Below are 20,557 nucleotides of genomic sequence, written 5' to 3'. Positions count from 1 at the left end.
TGATCGCGGTCACCCTAGGGTGTCAACGCTCACAATGGCAGCCGGGGTGTCCCGATAGTTATCGAAGCGGTCTCGGCGGACGCCTGGAGTCCACGCAGGGGCAACGCCGGGGAAACGGTCGGCTGGTGCCATGGGCGCATGGCCTCCTCCAGGACCGCGAACTCCCGGACCACCACCCCCCTGACGGGCGGGCGGGCCATGGCCTCCACCGGCTGGTACCCCGTCGCCCGCTCCAGTGAGGTGGGGACGACGCCACGGCAAGTGGGCGCGGCCGGGCAGGCCTACGTCGTCCTCCGCACCCGGCCGGGGGCCGAGGTGACCGCCCTGTCGGCGCGCTGTCCGCACCGGCTGGTGCCGTTGACCACCGCCACCGTCGTCGACGGGCGGGTGCGGTGCTCGTACCACGGCTGGGAGTTCAACGCGGAGGGCCGCTGCGTGGAGATCCCGTCGCTCGGGCCGGCCGGCACCCCTCCTCCGCGGGCCGACCTGTCCGCACCCTGGGCGGTCGAGGAGCGGGACGGCTGGGTGTGGCTGGCCCCCGACCCCACGCCGGCCGCGCGGCCACCGCGCACCGACGGGACGACGCCGTCGCCGGAACCGGTGCCCGATCTGCCACCGCCGGCGGGACCGGTCCTGGACAACCTGCACCCCGCCCTCGAGCACGCCTGGCACCCGGTCGCCCCGTCCACCGACCTCCGTGCGAGCGGCTACCTGCAGACCCGGTTGCTGGGGCGCACCTGGACGGTGCACCGCCGGGCCGGCGGCGAGCTGGACGCCGACCCGCCTGCGTGGGGCGTCGCGGAACGCCTCGGGGTCGTCTGGATCGCACCGGCCGAGCCGTGGGCCGAACTGCTCGCCGTCCCGGAGACCGCCGACCCGCTGGCCGTGTCCGGCTGGCTGCCCCCGACCCGCAGTCCCGCCTCGGCCGGTGCGCTGGCCGACGCCTTCCTCGACACCTCCCGTCGCGCCGGGCACCCCACGTCCGAGGTGGCCGTCCCGGAGCTGACGTACGAGCGCAACGGCTTCTCCGGCGTACAGGAGGAGCAGCTGGGCGGTCGACGGGTCACCGCCGTCCACCGGGCCCCGTTCCAGCTGGTGCGGCGGGAGGAGGACCTGCGGACGGGCGTGGTGACCACGGTCCTCCGGCTGCTGCAGCCCGAGGACGCCGACTCGACCCGGGTGCACACCTGCGTGCTGGTGCAGCGGACCAGCGGCGCGGTCTCCCCCCGTGCTCTGGCGACCGCGGTGGCGTCCGCGACCGCCGCGCTCGACGAGGACCTCGCGTTGCTGGCGCGCTGGGGCGGCACCGGGCTGCCGCTGCTGCCCCGGGACGAGCTGCACCTGCGGGCCGACCGGCTGGGGGTGGCGCTCCGCCGGACGCTGGCCGACTTCGCCGCCGACGGTGCGGCCGCCGGGCAGGCGGAGGAGCTGCAGCGGCGCGCCACCGCCTGATCCCGCAGCGCTCCGGTCGCGCAGGATGGGCCGATGACCGCAGCGGGGCAGTTCGAGCGGGGCACCGACGGCCCGCGGGTGATCCTCGTCGGGGTGGACGGCTCCCCGACGTCGCTGCGCGCCGCGGCCTACGCGGCCGGGCTGGCCCGCCGCCAGCGCTCCCGGCTGGTCGCGGTCTACGTCGAGGAGCCGCCGTCGATGGTCGGCTGGGTGCCCGAGGCCCAGGCGATCGCCCGGGACGCCGCTGCCGAGGTGGGCGAGGAGCTGCGCCGTGAGCTGCAGTCCGCGGTCGAGCACCTGGGCATCGCAGCGGAGCTGCGCACCGCACAGGGCGATCCGGTGACCGAGCTGTCCCGGATCGCCGACGAGCTGCCGGCGGACGCGGTGCTGGTGGGCGCGTCCGAGCAGGCCGGCCACCGGGTGATCGGGTCGGTGGCGGTCCGGCTGGTGCGGGTCGGCCGCTGGCCGGTGACCGTCGTCCCCTGACCGTCCCGGCTCACTCAGGGCGCAGCCGGCTCCTCGTCCGCGGCGAAGGCGTTGGCCACCAGGTCCCGGTGGGCGGCGAGCAGCCACCAGAGTGCCCCGGCGAGCACCAGCTGGGCGGCGCCGGACATCGCGAACACGGTGGGCACGCTCGTCGCGTCGGCCAGCAGCCCGCCGGCCAGCGCGCCCAGCGGGATCCCGCCCCAGACCAGCGTCCGGTAGCCGCCCTGGACCCGGCCGAACAGCGCCTCGGGGATGAGCGCCTGGCGCAGCGACATGGTGAGCACGTTCCAGAACAGCACCCCCACCGTCCCGGCCCCGAACAGCACCCCGGCCACGACGCCGTTCTCGGTGAACGCCATGGCGCCCAGGGTCAGCGCGGCCAGCACCGACCCGGCGACCAGCGTGGCGGTGCGGCCGATCCGGCCGGCCAGCGGTGCGGCGGTCAGCCCGCCGGCCACTGCGCCCACCCCGGCGGCGGTGAGCAGCAGCCCGTACCCGGCCGCGCCGATCTCCAGCGTGTCCAGCGCGTACAGCACGAAGACGCCGGTGGTCATCGACGAGGTGAGCGCGGTGCTCGCCGAGACGAGGGTGAGGCCGCGGAGGAAGCGGTGCCGCCACAGCCAGCCCACGCCCTCGGCGACGTCCCGGCGGATCGTCGTGGGCGGGCCCCCGCCGCGGACCGGCCGGTGCGTGCCGGCGATGCCGACCACCAGGACGGCGGCGAGCAGGAAACCCCCGGCGGTGGTGAGCAGCGGCGCGGCGGCCGCGAGGACGAACAGCACCGAGCCCAGCGGCGCGCCGATGAACCCCTGACTGGCCTCCTCGGCGGTGGTGAGCAGCCCGTTCCCGCGGTCGAGCTGGTCACGGCGGACCACCTGCGGGAGCATCGCCCGGGCCGCGCTGTCGTACACGGTCTCGGCGACCCCCACCGCGAACGCCACGGTGTAGAGGACGACGAGCGACGTCGTCCCGGTGAGCACCGTGGCCGCCAGCGCACCTGCCCGGACGACGTTGGCGGCGGCCATCGCCCGCTTGCGGTCGGTCCGGTCGACGAAGGCACCGGCCGGCAGGGCGAACAGCAGCCAGGGCAGGAACGCCAGCGACGTGAGGGCCGCGACCGCGACCGGGTCGCGCGTGAGCGTCGCGGCCAGCAGCGGCAAGGCGACCCGGTTCACCCCGTCGGCGAGGTTGGACGCGGCGCTGGCCGAGTAGAGCCGCCAGAACGCCGGACCGAGGGGCGAGGACACGACCGGCACCCTGCCAGTGCGGTCCGACAGCCGAGCCCGCACGGCGGTCCGCCGAGTGACAGCGCAGTGGGGAACCCACCCCGCCGGTCGCCCGCTGAGCTGTCACTCGGCGCCGGGGCGCCCGCGGACGGCAGCTCATCCCGCAGGCGGACACGCGGTTCACCCCGCGGGACGACGACGGACGGCGCGACCCTGCCTAGGGTCGGCAGCATGGTCCGGTCGCTGCTCGAACGTGCGGCGACACGTCTCCGACGGCACCCCTTCGGCGTGGACGTCGCCCTCGCCGGCCTGGTCGCGCTGGTCACGGTCCCGGTGCCCGGGCTGTCCGGCTACAGCGAGTCGAGCCCGGAGGTGGCCGTCCTGCTCGGCCTGGCGCTGTGCGCCCCGCTGGCCTGGCGGCGCCGCCGCCCGGTCCCCGCAGCCGCCGCGGTGGTGCTGGTCTGCCTGGTCCAGCTCCTCGTGCTCCCTGGCGAACTCCTGCTCGCTGACGTCGCCGCCCCGATGATGGTCTACGCGCTGGCGGCCCACGGTCCCCCTTGGGCCGGCCGGGCGGGGCTGGCCGCCGGGTTGACCGGCGCGGGGCTCGCAGCGGTCACGGTCGGCCAGGGCGCGCCGCTCAGCGACGGCATCCCCTTGATGATCTTGCTCGCGGTGCTGGTGGTGGCGGCCTGGGCGCTGGGGCTGCTGGTCCGCACCCGCGTGCAGGACGCGCAACCGGACCGGGTCCCCGCCGCTGCGGATCAGCCGCTGCTGGAGCGCGCGGCCGGGTGGCTGCGGGAGCACCCGTTCGGCGTCGACGCCGTCCTCGCCGGCGTCGCGGTGCTCGTCCTGGTCAGCGCCTCCACGGACATCGCCTACCCCGGGTCCGGCCTCGCCGCGATCCCGCTGTCGCTGGCGCTGCTGGTCCCGCTGGCCTGGCGCCGCCGCCGACCGGTCCGTGCCGCCGCAGTCGTCACCGTCGCCAGCCTGCTCGAGCTGGTGCTCATGCCGGGCTACTTCCTCCCCGCCAACATCGCCGCGCCGGTGATGGTCTACGCGCTGGCCGCGTACGCCCCCCGCTGGGCCAGTCGGGCCGGCCTGGTCGTCGGGCTGGTCGGTGCCGTGCTCGCCTCGGCCGTCTACTTCGGCGCGGGCACGTGGTTCGGCTTCGTCTTCGCCGCCGGCGTCATCGGCGTGCTCGTGGTGGCGTGCTGGGCGCTGGGCGACCTGCGCCGCGCCCGGCTGCAGCAGGTGGCCGGCCTGGAGGAGCGCGCCCGGCTGCTGGAGCTGGAACGGGAGCAGGAGATGCGGCTGGCGGCGTCGACCGAGCGGGCCCGGATCGCCCGGGAGATGCACGACGTCGTCGCCCACTCGCTGTCGGTGGTCATCGCCCAGGCCGACGGTGGCCGGTACGCCGGGCAGACCGACCCGGCGGCCGCGACCGGGGCCCTGGACGCGATCTCGGCCACCGGCCGGCAGGCGCTGACCGACATGCGCAAACTGCTCGGGGTGCTGCGGGAGGGTGACGGGCAGGAGTACGCCCCGCAGCCCGACGTCGCCGCGATCGACCAGCTGGTGGCCGACGTCCGGGCCAGCGGCCTGGCCGTCGACCTGATCGTCGAGGGCGACCCGCGGCCGCTGCCGGCCGGCGCGCAGCTGGCCGCCTACCGGATCGTGCAGGAGTCGCTGACCAACGTGCTCAAGCACGCCGGCCCGGCCGGCCGGGCGTGGGTGCGGCTGCACTGGCGGCCCGATGCGCTGGAGCTGGCCGTGCTGGACGACGGCCGGGGCGCATCGGCGGCGATCGTGGAGTCCGACGGCCAGGGACAGGGCCTGCTGGGCATGCGCGAGCGGGCGGCGCTGCACGGCGGGCGGCTGACCGCCGGCCCGCGGACCGGCGGCGGGTTCGGCGTGCACGCGTCCCTGCCCTACGGTCCACCTCGATGAACATCAGCCAGATCCGCGTCGTCCTCGTCGATGACCAGCAGCTGGTCCGGGCCGGGTTCCGGATGGTGATCGACTCCCAGCCCGACCTCACCGTGGTCGGGGAGGCCGGGGACGGCGCCGCGGCGGTCGAGCTGCTGCGCCGGACGCCGGCCGACGTGGTCCTGATGGACGTCCGGATGCCCGGCACCGACGGCATCGCCGCGACCGAGCTGGTGACGGCGCTCCCCGAGCCGCCCCGGGTCGTCGTGCTCACCACCTTCGACCTCGACGAGTACGTGGTCGCGGCGATCGGCGCCGGGGCCAGCGGCTTCCTGCTCAAGGACGCCCCGCCGGAGGAGATGCTCGCCGCGGTGCGCACCGTGCACGCCGGCGACTCGGTGATCGCGGCCAGCTCCACCCGCCGGCTGCTGCAGCACGTCGCGCCGATCCTGCGCGGGGCCGGCAACGGGGGCGGGACCGGCCAGGTCGACCCGGATGCGCTGGCCGAGCTCACCCCACGGGAGCGGGAGGTGCTGGTGCAGATGGCGTACGGCGCGTCCAACACCGAGATCGCCGCGCAGCTGTTCGTCAGCGAGGCGACGGTGAAGACCCACGTCGGCCGGGTGCTGTTCAAGACCGGCTCCCGGGACCGGGTGCAGGCCGTCGTCCTGGCCTACCGCACCGGCCTGGTGGCCCCCGCCGACCTGCTGCGGAACGCCCCCGCCTGACGAAGGACCCCCTCCTCCCCACCCCTCGCAGGCTCGCGGCGGGCCCCTGGAGGGGGCCGGTCCGCCGAGTGCGGAGCTGTCGACGCCTGCCGGCCCGGCGAGGCGTCGACGACACAGCACTTGGCGCCACCCAGGGGCGGGGGCATGCACCTGGGGGATGACCCCGGGTCAGCCCACAGGTGCAGCACAGCCTCCGTGGAGACCAGCCCCTGCGGCGACGCGGCCGGTTGTCGCGCCGGGAGAACGTGATCTCAGTCGAAGACCACGTCCCTGGAGGCCGAAAGTGTCCGTCCCCGTCATGACCGTCCCGGGTGAGCCCGCGGCGACGCAGTCCGCCGCCGTCCACGCCACCGACCTGCGCAAGACCTACGGCTCGGGTGAGACCGCGGTGCACGCACTGGCCGGCGTCGACGTCGCGTTCGACCGGGGGGCGTTCACCGCGATCATGGGCCCCTCGGGCTCGGGCAAGTCGACCCTGATGCACTGCCTGGCCGGCCTGGACGCCGCGACCAGCGGCAAGGTCTGGCTCGGCGAGACCGAGCTCACCAGCCTGCGCGACGACCAGCTGACCACGCTGCGCCGCGAGCGGATCGGCTTCGTCTTCCAGTCGTTCAACCTGCTGCCGGTGCTCAACGCCCAGGACAACATCCTGCTGCCGATGCAGCTGGCCGGACAGCGCCCGGACCGGGCGTGGATGGACTCCGTCATCGGCCGGCTCGGCCTGCGCGACCGGCTCCAGCACCGCCCGCACGAGCTGTCCGGCGGCCAGCAGCAGCGGGTCGCCGTTGCCCGGGCGCTGCTCCCCCGCCCGGACGTCGTCTTCGCCGACGAGCCCACCGGCAACCTGGACAGCCACGCCGGCGCCGAGGTGCTGGACCTGCTGCGCTCCAGCGTGCGGGAGACCGGCCAGACCGTCGTCATGGTCACCCACGACCCGGTGGCCGCCGCCTACGCCGACCGGGTCGTGCTGCTGGCCGACGGCCGGCTGGCCGGCGAGGTCCACCAGCCCACCACCGACTCGATCATCAACGCGCTGCGTGGACTGGGGGCCTGACCGTCATGCGTGCAGTCACCCTGGCGAGCATCCGGGCGCACGCCGGCCGGCTGGTCGCCTCGACCCTGGCGATCGTCATCGCGGTGGGCTTCGTGGTCGCCACCCTGGTGCTCAACGAGACCACGAAGGCCACCGTCCTGGAGGCCGCCGGCGCCCAGTACGTCGACACCGACGTGGTGGTCACCTCCGACAGCGGAACCGGGCTGGCCGAGCACGTCGACACCCTCACGGCGCTGGACGGCGTGCAGGCCGTCGACCCGACCTGGCAGACCTCCGTCCAGGCAGTCGCCCCCGGCCGCACCGGTGCCCAGTACCTGCTGGTCGAGTCGGTGGCCGGCGACCCGGCGCTGCGCTGGCAGCAGCTGAGCGACGGCTCGCTGCCGGTGCGCCCGGGCGAGGTCGCGGTCAGCGAGCGCGTCGGTGCCGCCGTCGGCGACGTCCTCCCGGTCACCGTCTACGACGCGGAGGGCACCGGGACCACCGCCGATGTCACCGTGACCGGGGTGGTCGACCTGGGCGGCGACCCCACCGCCGGCATCTACGGCAAGGGCTACGTCACCGCCGACCAGGCCCAGGCCTGGGGTGCGACGGAGCCGACCGAGCTGCGCATCGCCGGGCCGACCCGCACAGACCCCGGCCTCCTGGCCGAGGAGGTGCGCGCCACCCTGTCCGGCGAGGACGTCACCGTGCGCACCGGCACCGAGCAGGCCGAGGAGTCCGTCGCGATGCTGACCGGTGACGCCGACTGGCTCACCACCTCCCTGCTCGTGTTCGCCACCATCGCGGTGCTCGTCGCCGGGCTGGTCATCGCCAACACCTTCGCCGTGCTGCTGGCCCAGCGGACCCGCGACCTGGCCCTGCTGCGCTGCGTCGGCGCGACCTCCCGGCAGGTCCGTCGCAGCGTGCTCGGCGAGGCCGTGCTCACCGGGCTGGTCGCCTCCGTGATCGGCGTGCTCGCCGGGATCGGGCTGGCCGCCGGCGTCTCGGCGCTGGTGTCCGGCATCGACTCCCCCATCCCGCTGTCCGGGGTCTCGGTGCCGCTGTACGTCGTCGGCGTCGGCATAGCCGTCGGCACGGTGACCACGCTGATCGCCGCACTGGCCCCGGCCCGCGCCGCCACCCGGGTCGCCCCGCTGGCCGCGCTCCGCCCGACGGACCCGGCTCCGCTGCGTTCCCGCGGCGGCGTCGTCCGGCTGGTCACCGGCCTGCTGCTCACCGTCTCCGGCGTGGCGCTGATGACCCTGGGCGTGGTGACGGCGGACATCCTGATCGCACTGGGCGGCGGGGTGCTCAGCTCGCTGGGGCTCCTGCTGCTCGCCCAGCGGGCGGTTCCGCCGATCGTCGCGGCGGCGGGCCGGCTGCTCGGCCGGTTCGGCGGGCTGCCGGCGCGCCTGGCCACCGGCAACGCGACCCGCAACCCCCGCCGGACGGCGGCCACCGCCACCGCGCTGCTGATCGGCGTCACGCTGACCACGGCGATGGTCGTCGGGGCCAGCTCCACCCGGGCGACCGCCCAGGCCGGACTGGCGGCCAACTACCCGACCGACGTCATCGTGCAGAGCTTCGACGAACCGGTACGCCCCTCCCTGCAGTCGCAATTGGAGTCGGTGGACGGCGTCGTCGCCGCCACCGGGCTCACCGGCGCGACGGTGACCGGGCCGGACGGCGTGAACACCTGGGCTGCCGGTGTCGACGCCGCGCAGGCCCTCCCGGTCCTCCGCTCGACGACCGACGTGACGCTGCCCGAGCTCGGCCAGGTCGTGCTCCCCGACTGGGAAGCCGACTCCTGGAGCGTGCAGCCTGGCGACTCGCTGACGCTGACCGCCGGTGACCGTTCGCGCACGTTGACCGTGGTGGCCGGCGAGACCGACCGGACGCTGCTGACCCGCGCCGACCTGCAGGCCCTGGTGCCCGACGCAGCGGTGGACGCCATGTGGCTGCGACTGGCCGACGGGATCGACCAGACCGCGGCGATCGACGAGGTCACCGACCTGGCCGGCACCGCACTGCCCACCGCGTTCGTCACCGGCCTGGCCAGCGAGCGGGCCGCCATCGACCAGGTGGTCGACGTCCTGCTGCTGGTGGTCACCGGTCTGCTCGGCGTGGCGGTGCTCATCGCCCTGATCGGGGTCGGCAACACCCTGGCCCTGTCGGTGGTCGAGCGGCGTCAGGAGAGCGGCCTGCTGCGGGCGCTGGGGCTGACCCGGCGCCAGCTGCGGGCGCTGCTGGCCTGGGAGGCGGTGCTCGTCGCCGGCGTGGCCGCGGTGCTCGGCGTGCTGGTCGGCGGCGCCTACGGCCTGGTCGGGGCCGCCTCCGCGCTCGGCGAGATCGGCGAGGTGGTGATCAGCATCCCGTGGCTGCAGATCGGCGCGATCGTGCTGGTCGCCACCGTGGCCGGGCTGCTGGCCTCGGTGCTGCCGGCCCGCCGTGCGGCGAAGACCCCGCCGGTGGCCGCCATCGCCGGCTGAGGACACCGCTCGTGCTCTGCTCACCCACGGTGAGCAGAGCACGAGCGTCTTCCGCACCACTTCCTGGGCAGCGCTCAGCTGCGTCGGGGATGCTGGGGACGTGCCGTTCCTCCGTCGTGTCGCCACCGCCACCGCTGCCACCGCCCTGTTGGGCGGCGTGAGCTGGGTCGCCCGCGCCGCCTGGGGCCTGCCCGTCGCCCTCGGCGCCAGCCAGCGCCGGCTCCGCCCGACCGTCACCGCCTCCTCCCAGTTCTCCGAGGGGAAGTTCCACAACAACCTGCCCACCCCCGCACTCGCCCCCGCCAACGCGCGCGACGGGCTGCTGCGGCAGTGGCACGAGGACCGGCACAAGGGGCTCCCCGGCGGCCCCATCCCGCTGATCACCCCGGACGTGCCCGAGCAGGCCGCCGAGCTCGCGGTCACCTGGTTCGGGCACTCCAGCGCCCTGCTGGAGATCGACGGCCGGCGGGTGCTGGTCGACCCGGTGTGGGGCGAGCGGGTGTCACCGTCGCCGCTGCTGGGCCCCACCCGCCTGCACGAGCCGCCGGCGCCGGTGGAGAGCCTGCCCCCCGTCGACGCGGTGCTGATCAGCCACGACCACTACGACCACCTCGACCTGCCCACGGTGCGGGCGCTGGTGCGCGAGCAGTCGGCGCCGTTCGTCGTCCCGCTGGGCATCGGCGCGCACCTGCGCCGGTGGGGCGTGCCCGACGAGCGGATCGTCGAGCTGGACTGGGACGGCGCCACGACCGTCGCCGGGCTGACGCTGACCTGCACCGAGGCCCGGCACTTCTCCGGCCGGTTCTTCGCCCGGGACACCACGCTGTGGTCGTCCTGGGTCGTCGCCGGCCCCCGGCACCGGGTCTTCTTCGGCGGGGACACCGGCTACACCCCGGCCTTCGCCGGGATCGGCGCCCGCCTGGGGCCCTTCGACCTGACGCTGCAGCCGATCGGCGCCTACAACGACGCCTGGCACGCCATCCACATGGACCCGGAGGAGGCCGTGCGCGCGCACGGTGACCTGGGTGGCCGGGTGCTGGTGCCGATCCACTGGGCGACGTTCAACCTGGCCTTCCACCGGTGGGCCGAGCCGGTGCAGCGGCTGCTCGCCGCCGCCGAGGCCCGGGACGTGCAGGTCGTCGTCCCGCAGCCCGGTGAGCGGGTCGACGTGCTCGCCCCGCCGCCGCTGCGCGACTGGTGGACGGCGGTCGGCTCCGTCGACGACCTGCCCCCCAGCGGTGCGGCGGCCGCCAACGCCCGCGTCCGGCGGCTGACCGCCCGGCGGGCCGGCTCCCGGGGCTGACGGCGGCGCTCAGCCGACCAGCAGCGCGCTCCGGTCCGTCCGGGTCAGCGCCCGGCCGGCCAGCGCCACCAGGACGACGGCGGCCGCGCAGACCGCCGCCACGGCGACCTGCCGCGGGCCCTCCGCGGCAGCGATGCCCAGCAGGCCCCAGATGACGGCAGCGGCGAACGGACCGGCAGCCACGTAGGAGCCGAGCAGCACCGCGGCCGCGATCCCGGCGACCGTGACCAGCGCGGCCACCGCCCACGCCTGGGCGGCCAGGGTGTCCGGGGAGATGCCGAGCGCGACCCCGGTGCTGCCCACGTTCGCCACCGGCGCCACGGTGAGCCAGCCCAGCAGGAGCCCGGCGGTGGCCCGCGGCAGCACCCGGGCCAGCCCGTCGGCCGGCACCGTCTGCAGCCGGACGTAGGCGACGGCGGCCGCGGCGGTGATGCCGAAGATCAGCACCTGCGCGACGTACTGCCACGCACCGCCCTGCGGGTAGACCACCTCCCAGACGGCGTTCCCGGCGAACGCGATGGCCAACGGCCAGCCGGTCCGCCGGTGCACCTCGCGTCCGCGCTGCGACGGCAGCGCCTGGTAGACCGCCCAGGCCAGCGACCCGGCGAAGATCACCCCCCAGATGCTGAAGGCCCAGCCGGCCGGGGTGACCAGGGAGCGGTCGGCGTCGCTGACGTCGCCGACGCTGCGACCGGCGAGCGCCGCGCCCAGCGGGCTGCCGACGATCTGGGCGACCGCCGCGACGACCACCGCCATGACCCGGGGGGTGTCCCGCATCGGTTCCTCCTCGTCCGCGCGCAGCCACCGGGTCGGCCACGTCCTCGGTGAGCGCTACCCGGCGAGGGCGGCGAGCACCCGGGGGAGCTCGAGGAGATCGGTGACCTCGTGCTGCGGCTGCGGCCCGTCCGGGTCGACCCGGTGCCCGGGCCGGCGCACCCGGACGACGGTGAGACCGGCCTCGAGCGCTCCCCGGGTGTCCCGCGCCGACGCGGGGACGTGCACCGCGGCCCCCGCGTCGGCCGCCCGCCGGTAGATCTCCGGATGCGGCTTGTAGGCGTGCAGCCGCTCACTGGTCAGGACGGCGTCGGGGTGCACCAGGCCGGCCGCCCGGGTGCGGGCGAACAGGTCGTCGTCCACGTTGGACAGCACGCCGACCTGGTGCTGCTCGGCCACCAGCGGCAGCGCCCGGCCGACGTCGGGCCACAGCGGCCAGTCCGGCAGCGACGCCAGCAGCGCGAGGGTGTCCGCGGTGGCGTCGGCGTCCAGGCCCCGGGCCGCGTAGGCGTCCGCGAGCGCGCGCCGGCAGTGCTCGGCGAAGGGCATCCAGTCGGTGAGGTCCTTCTGCGAGGCCTTGTTCCGGGCGTCCCAGTCGTCGTAGAGCTCCGTGCCGGAGACGTCCCAGCCGTGCCCCTGGGCGAGGGAGTCGAACGTCGCCGAGCCACCCGTCCGGGAGTCGATCAGCGCGCTGAACAGGTCGAAGGTCACCAGGGCCATGGGCCCATCGTGGCCCGGCCGGCTCAGCGCAGCAGCTTGGACATCCGCCGGTCGGCCAGCGGCTTGCCGCCGGTCTGGCAGGTCGGGCAGTACTGCAGCGAGGTGTCGGCGAAGGACACCTCGCGCACGGTGTCCCCGCAGACCGGGCAGGGCAGCCCGGTGCGGGCGTGCACCTGCAGACCGGCCCGCTTCTCGCCCTTGAGCGTCGCCGCCCGCTGCCCCAGCTGGCGGTCCAGGGCGCCGGTCAGCGTCTCCCGCATCGCGGTGTGCAGCCGGAGCAGCTCGTCGTCGGTGACCTTGTCGGCCATCTTGAACGGGGAGAGCCGGGCGGCGTGCAGGATCTCGTCGGAGTAGGCGTTCCCGATGCCGGAGAGCACGGTCTGGTCGGTGAGGGTGCCCTTGAGCTGGGTGTGCCGGCCGGCCAGCAGCGCCCCGAGGGTCTCGGCGTCCAGCTCCAGCGCGTCCGGGCCCAGCCGGGCGATGCCCGGCACCTCGGCCGGCGAGCGGACCACGTAGACCGCCAGCCCCTTGCGGGTGCCCTGCTCGGTCAGGTCGAACCCCTCGGGCAGCTCACCCTCGCGCGGCTCCAGGTGCACCCGCAGCGCCAGCGGGCCCTTCCCCGGCTTGGGCGGGGCGGTGGGCAGGTTCTGCCGCCAGTGCAGCCAGCCGGCCCGGGCCAGGTGGACGACCAGGTGCAGCCCGGAGACGTCCAGGTCGAGGAACTTGCCGTGCCGGGTGGCGCCGGTGAGCTCCAGCCCGGCCAGCGAGGACAGCGCCGGGTCGAAGGTCTTGATCGCCTGGACGGCGGCCAGGTCGACGCGCGTGACGATCCGGCCGACCGCGTTCTCCCGCAGGAACGCCGCCAGCGCCTCCACCTCGGGCAACTCGGGCACCCGCCCATGATCCACGCCGGACGCCGTCCCCGTCGTCCTCCCCAGGGGCCAAAATCGCGACTTCGGCCCCTCCGTCGTTCAGGGAAGGGCGGCGGCCATGCGCTCGACGATGGTGCGGAGCACCGGGCGGGGGGTGGCCAGGTTCAGCCGCACGTGCCCGGCCCCGGGAGCACCGCACTCCGGTCCGTCGACCAGCGCCACCCCTGCCTCGCGCAGGAAGAACTCCCCCAGGGGCTCCTCGATGCCCAGTTCCCGGCCGTCCAGCCAGGCCAGGTAGGTGCCCTCCGGCGGGGTGTACCGCACCTGCGGCAGGTGCTCGGCGAGCAGCTCGCTAAGCAGCCGGCGGTTGCCGTCCAGGTACGCCAGGACGTCGTCCAGCCACTCCTCCCCCTGGTCGTACGCCGCGGTGCTGGCGAGCACCCCGGGAGTCGAGGCCCCGTGGCCGGCCAGCTCGCCGACCTCGGCCCAGTGCGCGGCGTCGGCGGGGTTGGACAGCAGCAGCTGCGCGGCCTTGAGCCCGGGCACGTTGAACGCCTTGGACGCCGACGTCGCGGTCACCGTGTGCTCGGCGGTCACCGGCGACAGCGAGGCGTAGGGCCGGTGCACCGCCCCCGGGTACACCAGCGGCGCGTGGATCTCGTCGGCGAACACCCGGGCACCGTTGCGCCTCACCACCTCGGCCAGCGCGAGCTGCTCGGCGGCGGTGAACACCCGGCCCACCGGGTTGTGCGGGTTGACGTGCACCAGCAGGGCCCCGGGGGTCAGCGCCCGGTCCAGCGCCGCGAGGTCGTGGGTGAGCCGGCCGCCGTCGACGACCATCGGCACCTCGACGAGCTCGCGGCCCATCAGCCGCGGCACCTTCAGGAACGGCATGTACGCCGGGGTGGGCAGCACCACCGGGGCACCGGGCGGGGTGAAGTGCTCGATCGCGGCCTGCAGCCCGGCGACGACGTCGGCCAGCGGGGTGATCCACTCGGCCGGCAGCTCCCAGCCGTACCGGCGGCGTTGCCAGCCGGCGCACGCCCGCGCCATCGCGGTGGCGGTCGGGGTGGGCAGGTAGCCCAGCGCCCCGGCATCGACCGCGTCGTGCAGCGCGCGGGTCACCACCGGCGCCGTCCCGAAGTCCATCTCGGCGACGAACGCGCCCAGCGCGTCGCCGTACGTCGTCCACTTGAGGCTGCCGGCCGACCGCAGCGCGTCCTCGGTCAGTGCGTCGAAGGAGGTGCCCACCCGGTCAGTCTGCGTCGCCGGGTACGTCGGCGGTGGCCCCGGGCTCGGCGCGGGCCGACTCCTCCACCGCGGCCGCCACCGCCTGCGCGACGGCCGGGTCGAAGACGCTGGGGATGATGTAGTTGGCGTTGAGCTGGTCGTCGCCCACCACTGCGGCCAGTGCGTCGGCAGCGGCCAGCAGCATGCCGGGGCGGATCTCCTTGGCCCGGGCGTCGAGCAGCCCGCGGAAGACCCCGGGGAACGCCAGCACGTTGTTGATCTGGTTGGGCAGGTCCGAACGGCCGGAGGCGACGACGGCGGCGTACTGCCGGGCCCGCACCGGGTCGACGTCGGGCGTCGGGTTGGCCATCGGGAAGACCACTGCCTGGTCGGCCATCCCGGCCAGCACCTCGGCCTGGATGACGTTGGCCGCGCTGACCCCGATGAACACGTCCGCGCCGACCAGGGCGTCGGCCAGCTCACCCCGCCGGCAACCGGGGTTGGTGCGCCGGGCCAGGTCCAGCTTCGCCGGGGAGAGCCGCTCGTCGTCGGGGGAGAGGACGCCCTCCCGGTCCCAGACCAGCACGTTCGTCGCCCCGGCCTCCAGCAGCAGGGTGACGATCGCCGTCCCGGCCGCACCGCCGCCGGCCACGACGACCGCGACGTCCTCGAGCTGCTTGTCGACGACGCGCAGCGCGTTGCGCAGCGCGGCGAGCACGCAGATCGCCGTGCCGTGCTGGTCGTCGTGGAAGACCGGGATGTCCAGCTTCTCCCGCAGCCGGGCCTCGATCTCGAAGCAGCGCGGCGCGGAGATGTCCTCCAGGTTGATCCCGCCGAAGCCGGGGGCGATCAGCTCGACGGTGCGCACGATCTCGTCGACGTCCTGGGTGTCCAGCGCGATCGGCCAGGCGTCGATGTCGCCGAACCGCTTGAACAGCGCGGCCTTGCCCTCCATCACCGGCATCGAGGCGCCCGGCCCGATGTCGCCGAGCCCCAGCACCGCCGAGCCGTCGGTCACCACGGCGACGGTGTTGCCCTTGATGGTGAGCCGGCGGACGTCCTCCGGGTGCTCGGCCAGCGCGAGGCAGACCCGGGCGACGCCGGGCGTGTAGGCCATCGACAGGTCGTCGCGGGTCTTCAGCGGCACCCGGGAGGCGACCTCCAGCTTGCCGCCCAGGTGCAGCAGGAACGTGCGGTCGCTGACCTTGCGCACGTGCACGTTGTCGACGGCGTCGAGTGCGGCGACGACCTCCTCGGAGTGCTCGGCGTCGGCGGCCGAGCAGGTGACGTCGACGGTGAGGCCGTCGGGGCGGGACTCCACGACGTCGATCGCGGTGACCGCACCGCCGGCGTTGCCCACCGCGGTGGCGATCCGGCCGACGCTGGCCGGGTCACCGTCGGCGGAGAGCCGCACGGTGATCGAGTAGGACGCCGACGTCACCGGACCGCGGTGGACGACGGGCGCGGGCGCCGAGCCAGGAGTGAGAGACGTCACCTTCCCATCGTGGCACCCCCACCACGACATTTCCACCTGACGGGGCACGCTTCCCACCATGCGGAATCACGCCGTACGACGGGGGCCAGGCAGCGTCAGGCGGAGACCTCGGCCGCCCGCTGCTCGGCCCGGGCCTTCAACCCGACCGCGAACTGGCGGAAGGCCGGGTTCAGGTCGGGCACCGTGCGCATCATCAGCGGCGCCAGCGGGCCGCGGTACTGCTCACGGACGGTGAACTCCGTGCTGCCGTCGCCCTGCGGGTCGAGCCGGAAGGTGCGCTCGGCGACGAACAGGTCCAGCGGCAGGCCGCTGTGCCAGCGCATCGACTCCGCCGGCCGGATCTCGGTGACCGTGACCCGCAGCGGCCGGCGCCGGGTGCCGGTGGCCACCAGGAGGAGTGGCGCGCCCAGCCGGACGACCCCCTCCACCCGGTCGATCCCGGAGTGCCAGTCACGCCAGCCGCCGACGTCGACGAGCACCGACCACACCTGTTCGGCCCCGGCGTCGATGCGGGTGGCCGCCTCGTAGCTCCTCATCGGGACCGAGTGTGCTCCCCGTCACTCGTCGGTGGAAGAGCCAGCCGCGGCGGGGCCGGGTCCGGCAGCACCCCGGCCGCGGCATCCGCACCCAGCCGGGCGCCCCAGGCGACCAGCCCGGCGACGTCCACCCCGTGCCGGGCGGCGGCCGGGCCGGCGGTGCCGAGCGACCGGGCGCCCCGGGTCAGCAGGGTCGCCGCACCCGGCAGGTTGCCGCGCAGGGCGTGGGTCAGGCCGACGGCGAGCTGGGCCAGGCCGCGCCACAGGTCCCGTTCGTCGTCCGGGCCGGTCTTCCACGCGTCCTCGAGCACCTCGTGGGCGTGGAACGGCCGGCCGGCGTCCAGCAGCTCCTGGGCCTCCACCAACGTCTGGTCCGGCGTGCGGACCAGACCCTCGGGCGCCCGCGGCTCCCCCGGCGAGCCGTACGGCAGCGGCCGGCCCAGCGCGTCGCGCGGTCGGGCACTACGGGCCCGGCCGGCGTCGTCCCGGTCGCGGGGGGCGCCGGGCACGTCAGCGCAGGACGGTGGTGAGCCGGACCTGCACGCCTTCGCCGGCCACGGTGATGTCGACGTGGTCGCACAGCTGGCGGGCCAGCCACAGCCCCATGCCGCCCAGCGACAGGTCGTCGCCGTGTGCCGGCCCGTAGCCGATGAACGGGTCCTGCAGCCCGGCGCCGTGGTCGGTCACCGTGCAGACCAGCCGGTCGCCGCCGGCCCACAGCCGCAGGTCGACCGGCGGCCGGCCGTGTCGCAGCGCGTTGGTGGTCATCTCGTCGACGGCGAGGAGGAAGTCCTCGAGCGCCGGCTCCGAGCCGGACGGCAACCGGGCCTCGGCGGCGCGCGCGGCGAGGTCGCGGCGCAGTCCGCGCAGGTCGCGGACCGAGTCGGCGTGCACCAGCGGCTGGGTCGACTCCAGCGGCTCGAGCGGGACCGGCAGCGAGGCCAGGTACTCCTCGGGGTCGACGTGGTCGGGGTTGACCTGCTCGTGCCCGTCGACCTGGAGCACCGGGTGGGTGGCCCGCACGGCGTCCACCAACGGGGTCGGCACCCGGCGGGTGTCGCACAGGCAGAGCACCAGCAGCGGGTCGTCCCCGGCGCGGTTCGCCTCACCGAGCTGGTGGTCCAGGACGGCCTCGTAGCGCTGCCACTCCCGCCAGCTGTCCGGGTCGGACCCGGGCAGCGGCTCGAGGACGACGCGGACCACCGGGCTGGCCGCCACCCGGTGGCGCACCCCGAGGCGGCGGACGGCGGTGATCGCCGCTGCCGGCCCGTTGCCGTACACGTCGGACCACGCGGTCCAGATCACCTGCGGACGGTCGGGGAGCGCCTGCTGCAGGAGCTGGGTGGTCTGGTCGCTGCAGACGACCACCACCGGCTCCCCGGCGTCCAGCCCGGCGCAGACGAACGCGACGGTGCCGTCGACCAACTCGCTGTCCGACGCGCCGATCAACGCCCGGTGTCTGCCGGACCCGGCTGCCCCGTCCATGCGTGCTGATCCCCGTCCTGCCCGATGCGGAGCCGCCGTCCTGGCAGCCGTGTCCACGGGCTCACTACCCGCTCCCCGGCGACCTAGGCGTACGGCCGGCCGCGAGCTGACCGGACGGCCCGGAGGTGCGGGTTGCCGCGTCGGCCCAAGCGTGGAAGATGGGCAGCGAGGACGGCCGCCACCCGGCACGCCGCCCCCGCACCGACCCGCGGTCGACACGACCGGTCCGGACCTGGAGGGGGCGACATGACCACGTCCACAGCACTCGCCGACCATCCCGCCGACGACGTCCTGCCCGACCTCGACGCCGCCCGGGAGCACGTCGGCGTCCGCGCGCTGCACCCGGCGGCGACCGGGCCGATCGGGCTGGAGCTCGAGGCGCACCTGGTCGACCGGGCCTCCCCCGGCACCCGGGTGCCCTGGCACCGGGTCACCGCCGCCGTCGCGGCGCTGCCCCCGCTGGACGGCGGCAGCCGGGTCACCCTCGAGCCCGGCGGCCAGGTCGAGCTGTCCGGCCCACCGGCCCCCGACGTCACGGCTGCGGTCACCGGCCTGCGGTCCGACCTCGCGGCCGTCCGGGGCCGGCTGGGCACGGCGGGCCTGGGACTGGCGCCGCTGGGCGCAGACCCGTGCCGCCCCGCGCAGCGGGTGAACCCGGGCTCCCGCTACGTGGCGATGGAGGAGCACTTCCAGGCGCTGGGCCACCGGGCGGCCGGCGTCACGATGATGACCAGCACCGCGGCGCTCCAGGTCAACGTGGAGGCCGGGCCCCGGTCCGGCTGGGCCGCACGGGTGCGGCTGGCCCAGTCGCTCGGCCCGGTGCTGGTGGCGGTCTCCGCCTGCTCCCCGCTGCTCGCCGGGAGGGAGACCGGGTGGCGCTCCGGCCGGCAGCGGATCTGGGCCGAGCTGGACCCCGCTCGCTGTGCGCCCCTGCCGGAGGGGCCCGACCCGGCCGACGAGTGGGCCGCGTTCGCCCTGGCGGCGCCGGTGATGCTGGTGCGCGGGCCGGCGGGGGACGCCGTCCCGGTGCGCGGCCGGACGTCGTTCGCCGACTGGGTCCGCGGGGCCGGGCCGGCCGACCGGCGGCCGACCGTGGCCGACCTGGAGTACCACCTGACCACGCTGTTCCCACCGGTCCGGCTGCGCGGCTACCTGGAGCTGCGGTACCTCGACGCCGCGCCCGAGCCGTGGTGGCCGGCGCTGTCGGCGGTGGCCGGCACCCTGCTCGACGACCCGGTGGCCGCCGACACCGCCGCCGCCGCGACCGAGCCGGTCACCGGTCGCTGGGAGCCGGCCACCCGGCTCGGACTCGCCGACCCGGAGCTCCACGCGGCCGCCTCCGCCTGCCTGGAGGTCGCCGTGCGCCGGGCGCCGGCGGGCCTGCGGGCACAGGTCACCGCCCTGGCCGAGCTGGTCGAGCGCCGGGCCAGCCCCGGCGACGCACTGCTGCACACCGCCCGGACCCACGGTCCGGCAGCCGCCCTGCTGGCCGCGACCCACGACGCCGAGGAGGAGACGTGACCGACCTGAGAGAGACGCTCGCCCAGGAGCTCACCCGCGCCCGGGAGCGCACCCTGCTGCTCACCGAGCACGACGAGCCCGAGCTGCTGCGCCAGCACTCGCCGCTGATGAGCCCGCTGGTCTGGGACCTGGCCCACGTCGGCCAGCAGGAGGACCTGTGGCTGCTGCGCGGCGGCGATGCCCGGTGCACCGGGGTGCTGCCGCCGGACGTCGAGTCGCTGTACGACGCCTTCACCCACCCCCGGGCCGCACGGGTCAGGCTCCCGCTGCTGCCGCCGGTGGAGGCCCGGGCGTACTGCGCCGAGGTGCGCGGCCGGGTGCTGGACCGGCTCGACCGGTCCGGGCCGGACGACGACCCCTTCGACGTGGCGATGGTCGTCAGCCACGAGCAGCAGCACGACGAGACGATGCTGCAGACCCTGCAGCTGCGCGCCGGCCCACCGCTGCTGGGCACCGGCTCCCCGCTCCCGCCCGGCCGGCCCGGGCTGGCCGGCACCACCGCGCTGGTCCCCGGCGGGCCCTTCCGCCTGGGGGTCGACGGCACCGAGGAGCCGTTCTCCCTGGACAACGAGCGGCCGGCGCACGTCGTCGACGTCCCGGCGTTCCGGATCGGGCGGGTGCCGGTCACCAACGCCGAGTACGCCGCCTTCGTCGCCGACGGCGGCTACACCGACCCGCGCTGGTGGTCCGCGCGCGGCTGGCAGCACCGCTGCGACGCCGGCCTCACTGCACCGGAGTCCTGGGGGCCCGAGGGCACCCGGAACCGGTTCGGCCTGGTCGAGGATCTGCCGGCGGACGAACCGGTCCAGCACGTGACCTTCTTCGAGGCCGAGGCGTACGCCGCCTGGGCCGGGGGGCGGCTGCCGACCGAGGAGGAGTGGGAGAAGGCGGCCGTCTGGGACCCGGCCACCGGCAGCCGGCGGCGGTTCCCGTGGGGCTCGGCCGAGCCGACCCCGGAGCTGGCCAACCTCGGCGGCTCGGCACTGCGCCCGGCCCCGGTGGGTGCCTACCCCGCCGGCGCCTCGGCCTGCGGCGTGGAGCAGCTGATGGGCGACGTGTGGGAGTGGACCTCCTCGGACTTCCGCCCGTGGCCCGGCTTCACCCCGATGCTCTACGCCGACTACTCCGCGCCCTTCTTCGGCGGCGACTACAAGGTGCTGCGCGGCAGCTCCTGGGCGGTGGGCGCCTCGGTGTCCCGGCCGAGCTTCCGCAACTGGGACCATCCGGTGCGCCGGCAGGTCTTCAGCGGCTTCCGGCTCGCCTTCGACGCATGACGGGAGA

At 75.7% G+C, this 20,557-nt stretch carries 18 protein-coding genes; 9 read left to right on the top strand and 9 right to left on the bottom strand.

All coding sequences use genetic code 11. From position 1 onward, the window contains the following. Nucleotides 1–138: 138 nt before the first annotated feature. Nucleotides 139–1,452 (top strand): Rieske (2Fe-2S) protein, encoded by a 1,314-nt coding sequence (locus O2V63_RS19745; protein WP_269169183.1) that lies wholly within the window; start codon nt 139–141, stop codon nt 1,450–1,452. A gap of 33 nt (nt 1,453–1,485) precedes the next feature. Continuing rightward, nucleotides 1,486–1,938, top strand: a complete 453-nt coding sequence (locus O2V63_RS19740; RefSeq protein ID WP_269169182.1) for a universal stress protein — start codon at nt 1,486–1,488, stop codon at nt 1,936–1,938. Between the two features lie 14 nt (nt 1,939–1,952). Here the strand turns inward: O2V63_RS19740 and O2V63_RS19735 are convergent, their stop codons facing one another. Next, a complete protein-coding gene (locus O2V63_RS19735) occupies nt 1,953–3,185 on the bottom strand; it encodes an MFS transporter (RefSeq protein ID WP_269169181.1) in 1,233 nt (410 codons plus the stop codon). Nucleotides 3,186–3,395: 210 nt separating this feature from the next. Between O2V63_RS19735 and O2V63_RS19730 the strand changes: the two genes are divergently transcribed. The 5 genes from O2V63_RS19730 (at nt 3,396) to O2V63_RS19710 (ending at nt 10,643) form a co-directional block, all read left to right on the top strand. Continuing rightward, nucleotides 3,396–5,111: a sensor histidine kinase gene (locus tag O2V63_RS19730; RefSeq protein WP_442929049.1), complete on the top strand. Its 1,716-nt coding sequence runs from the start codon at nt 3,396–3,398 to the stop codon at nt 5,109–5,111. Then, nucleotides 5,108–5,818 carry a response regulator transcription factor gene (locus tag O2V63_RS19725; RefSeq protein WP_269169179.1) on the top strand — a complete coding sequence of 237 codons (711 nt, stop codon included), beginning with the start codon at nt 5,108–5,110 and terminating at the stop codon, nt 5,816–5,818. The genes O2V63_RS19730 and O2V63_RS19725 overlap by 4 nt, the downstream gene beginning before the upstream one ends. Before the next feature lie 283 nt (nt 5,819–6,101). Further along, the gene (locus O2V63_RS19720) at nt 6,102–6,872 is read left to right on the top strand and encodes an ABC transporter ATP-binding protein (protein WP_231558492.1); all 771 of its coding nucleotides are present in this window, start codon (nt 6,102–6,104) and stop codon (nt 6,870–6,872) included. A 5-nt stretch (nt 6,873–6,877) separates the two neighbouring features. Beyond that, nucleotides 6,878–9,340 (top strand): ABC transporter permease, encoded by a 2,463-nt coding sequence (locus tag O2V63_RS19715; RefSeq protein ID WP_269169178.1) that lies wholly within the window; start codon nt 6,878–6,880, stop codon nt 9,338–9,340. 100 nt (nt 9,341–9,440) lie between these two features. Then, a complete protein-coding gene (locus O2V63_RS19710; RefSeq protein WP_269169177.1) occupies nt 9,441–10,643 on the top strand; it encodes an MBL fold metallo-hydrolase in 1,203 nt (400 codons plus the stop codon). A 9-nt stretch (nt 10,644–10,652) separates the two neighbouring features. On the opposite strand, the gene O2V63_RS19705 is transcribed toward O2V63_RS19710, so the two are convergent. The 8 genes from O2V63_RS19705 to O2V63_RS19670 all read right to left on the bottom strand — a co-directional run bounded on the left by O2V63_RS19705 (nt 10,653) and on the right by O2V63_RS19670 (nt 17,755). Further along, a complete protein-coding gene (locus O2V63_RS19705) occupies nt 10,653–11,420 on the bottom strand; it encodes a hypothetical protein (protein ID WP_269169176.1) in 768 nt (255 codons plus the stop codon). Between the two features lie 54 nt (nt 11,421–11,474). Continuing rightward, nucleotides 11,475–12,137 (bottom strand): HAD family hydrolase, encoded by a 663-nt coding sequence (locus O2V63_RS19700; RefSeq protein ID WP_269169175.1) that lies wholly within the window; start codon nt 12,135–12,137, stop codon nt 11,475–11,477. A 23-nt stretch (nt 12,138–12,160) separates the two neighbouring features. Next, entirely contained in the window at nt 12,161–13,030 is an 870-nt protein-coding gene (locus tag O2V63_RS19695) for an Fpg/Nei family DNA glycosylase (protein WP_269169174.1), read from the bottom strand. Nucleotides 13,031–13,108: 78 nt separating this feature from the next. Further along, nucleotides 13,109–14,260, bottom strand: coding sequence for a MalY/PatB family protein (locus O2V63_RS19690; RefSeq protein WP_269169173.1), 1,152 nt, complete (start codon nt 14,258–14,260; stop codon nt 13,109–13,111). 4 nt (nt 14,261–14,264) lie between these two features. Further along, complete coding sequence (locus O2V63_RS19685) at nt 14,265–15,680, bottom strand: NAD-dependent malic enzyme (RefSeq protein WP_269169172.1); 1,416 nt, start codon at nt 15,678–15,680, stop codon at nt 14,265–14,267. 149 nt (nt 15,681–15,829) lie between these two features. Continuing rightward, complete coding sequence (locus tag O2V63_RS19680; protein ID WP_269169171.1) at nt 15,830–16,270, bottom strand: SRPBCC domain-containing protein; 441 nt, start codon at nt 16,268–16,270, stop codon at nt 15,830–15,832. After that, nucleotides 16,267–16,779 (bottom strand): DUF309 domain-containing protein, encoded by a 513-nt coding sequence (locus tag O2V63_RS19675; RefSeq protein WP_269169170.1) that lies wholly within the window; start codon nt 16,777–16,779, stop codon nt 16,267–16,269. Before O2V63_RS19675 ends, O2V63_RS19680 begins: the two co-directional genes overlap by 4 nt. Before the next feature lies 1 nt (nt 16,780). Continuing rightward, entirely contained in the window at nt 16,781–17,755 is a 975-nt protein-coding gene (locus O2V63_RS19670; RefSeq protein ID WP_269169169.1) for an anti-sigma factor RsbA family regulatory protein, read from the bottom strand. 246 nt (nt 17,756–18,001) lie between these two features. Between O2V63_RS19670 and egtA the strand changes: the two genes are divergently transcribed. Together egtA and egtB are read left to right on the top strand one after the other, a co-directional pair. Further along, nucleotides 18,002–19,276 carry an ergothioneine biosynthesis glutamate--cysteine ligase EgtA gene (gene egtA, locus O2V63_RS19665; RefSeq protein ID WP_269169168.1) on the top strand — a complete coding sequence of 425 codons (1,275 nt, stop codon included), beginning with the start codon at nt 18,002–18,004 and terminating at the stop codon, nt 19,274–19,276. Beyond that, nucleotides 19,273–20,550: an ergothioneine biosynthesis protein EgtB gene (gene egtB, locus O2V63_RS19660; protein ID WP_269169167.1), complete on the top strand. Its 1,278-nt coding sequence runs from the start codon at nt 19,273–19,275 to the stop codon at nt 20,548–20,550. The genes egtA and egtB overlap by 4 nt, the downstream gene beginning before the upstream one ends. The last annotated feature ends 7 nt before the right edge of the window (nt 20,551–20,557 follow it).

The organism is Modestobacter sp. VKM Ac-2977 (assembly GCF_026968045.1).
Classification (GTDB): Bacteria; Actinomycetota; Actinomycetes; order Mycobacteriales; family Geodermatophilaceae; genus Modestobacter.
The sequence above is the reverse complement of the archived record's forward strand: the minus strand, read 5'-3'. Positions and strand labels throughout refer to the sequence as shown.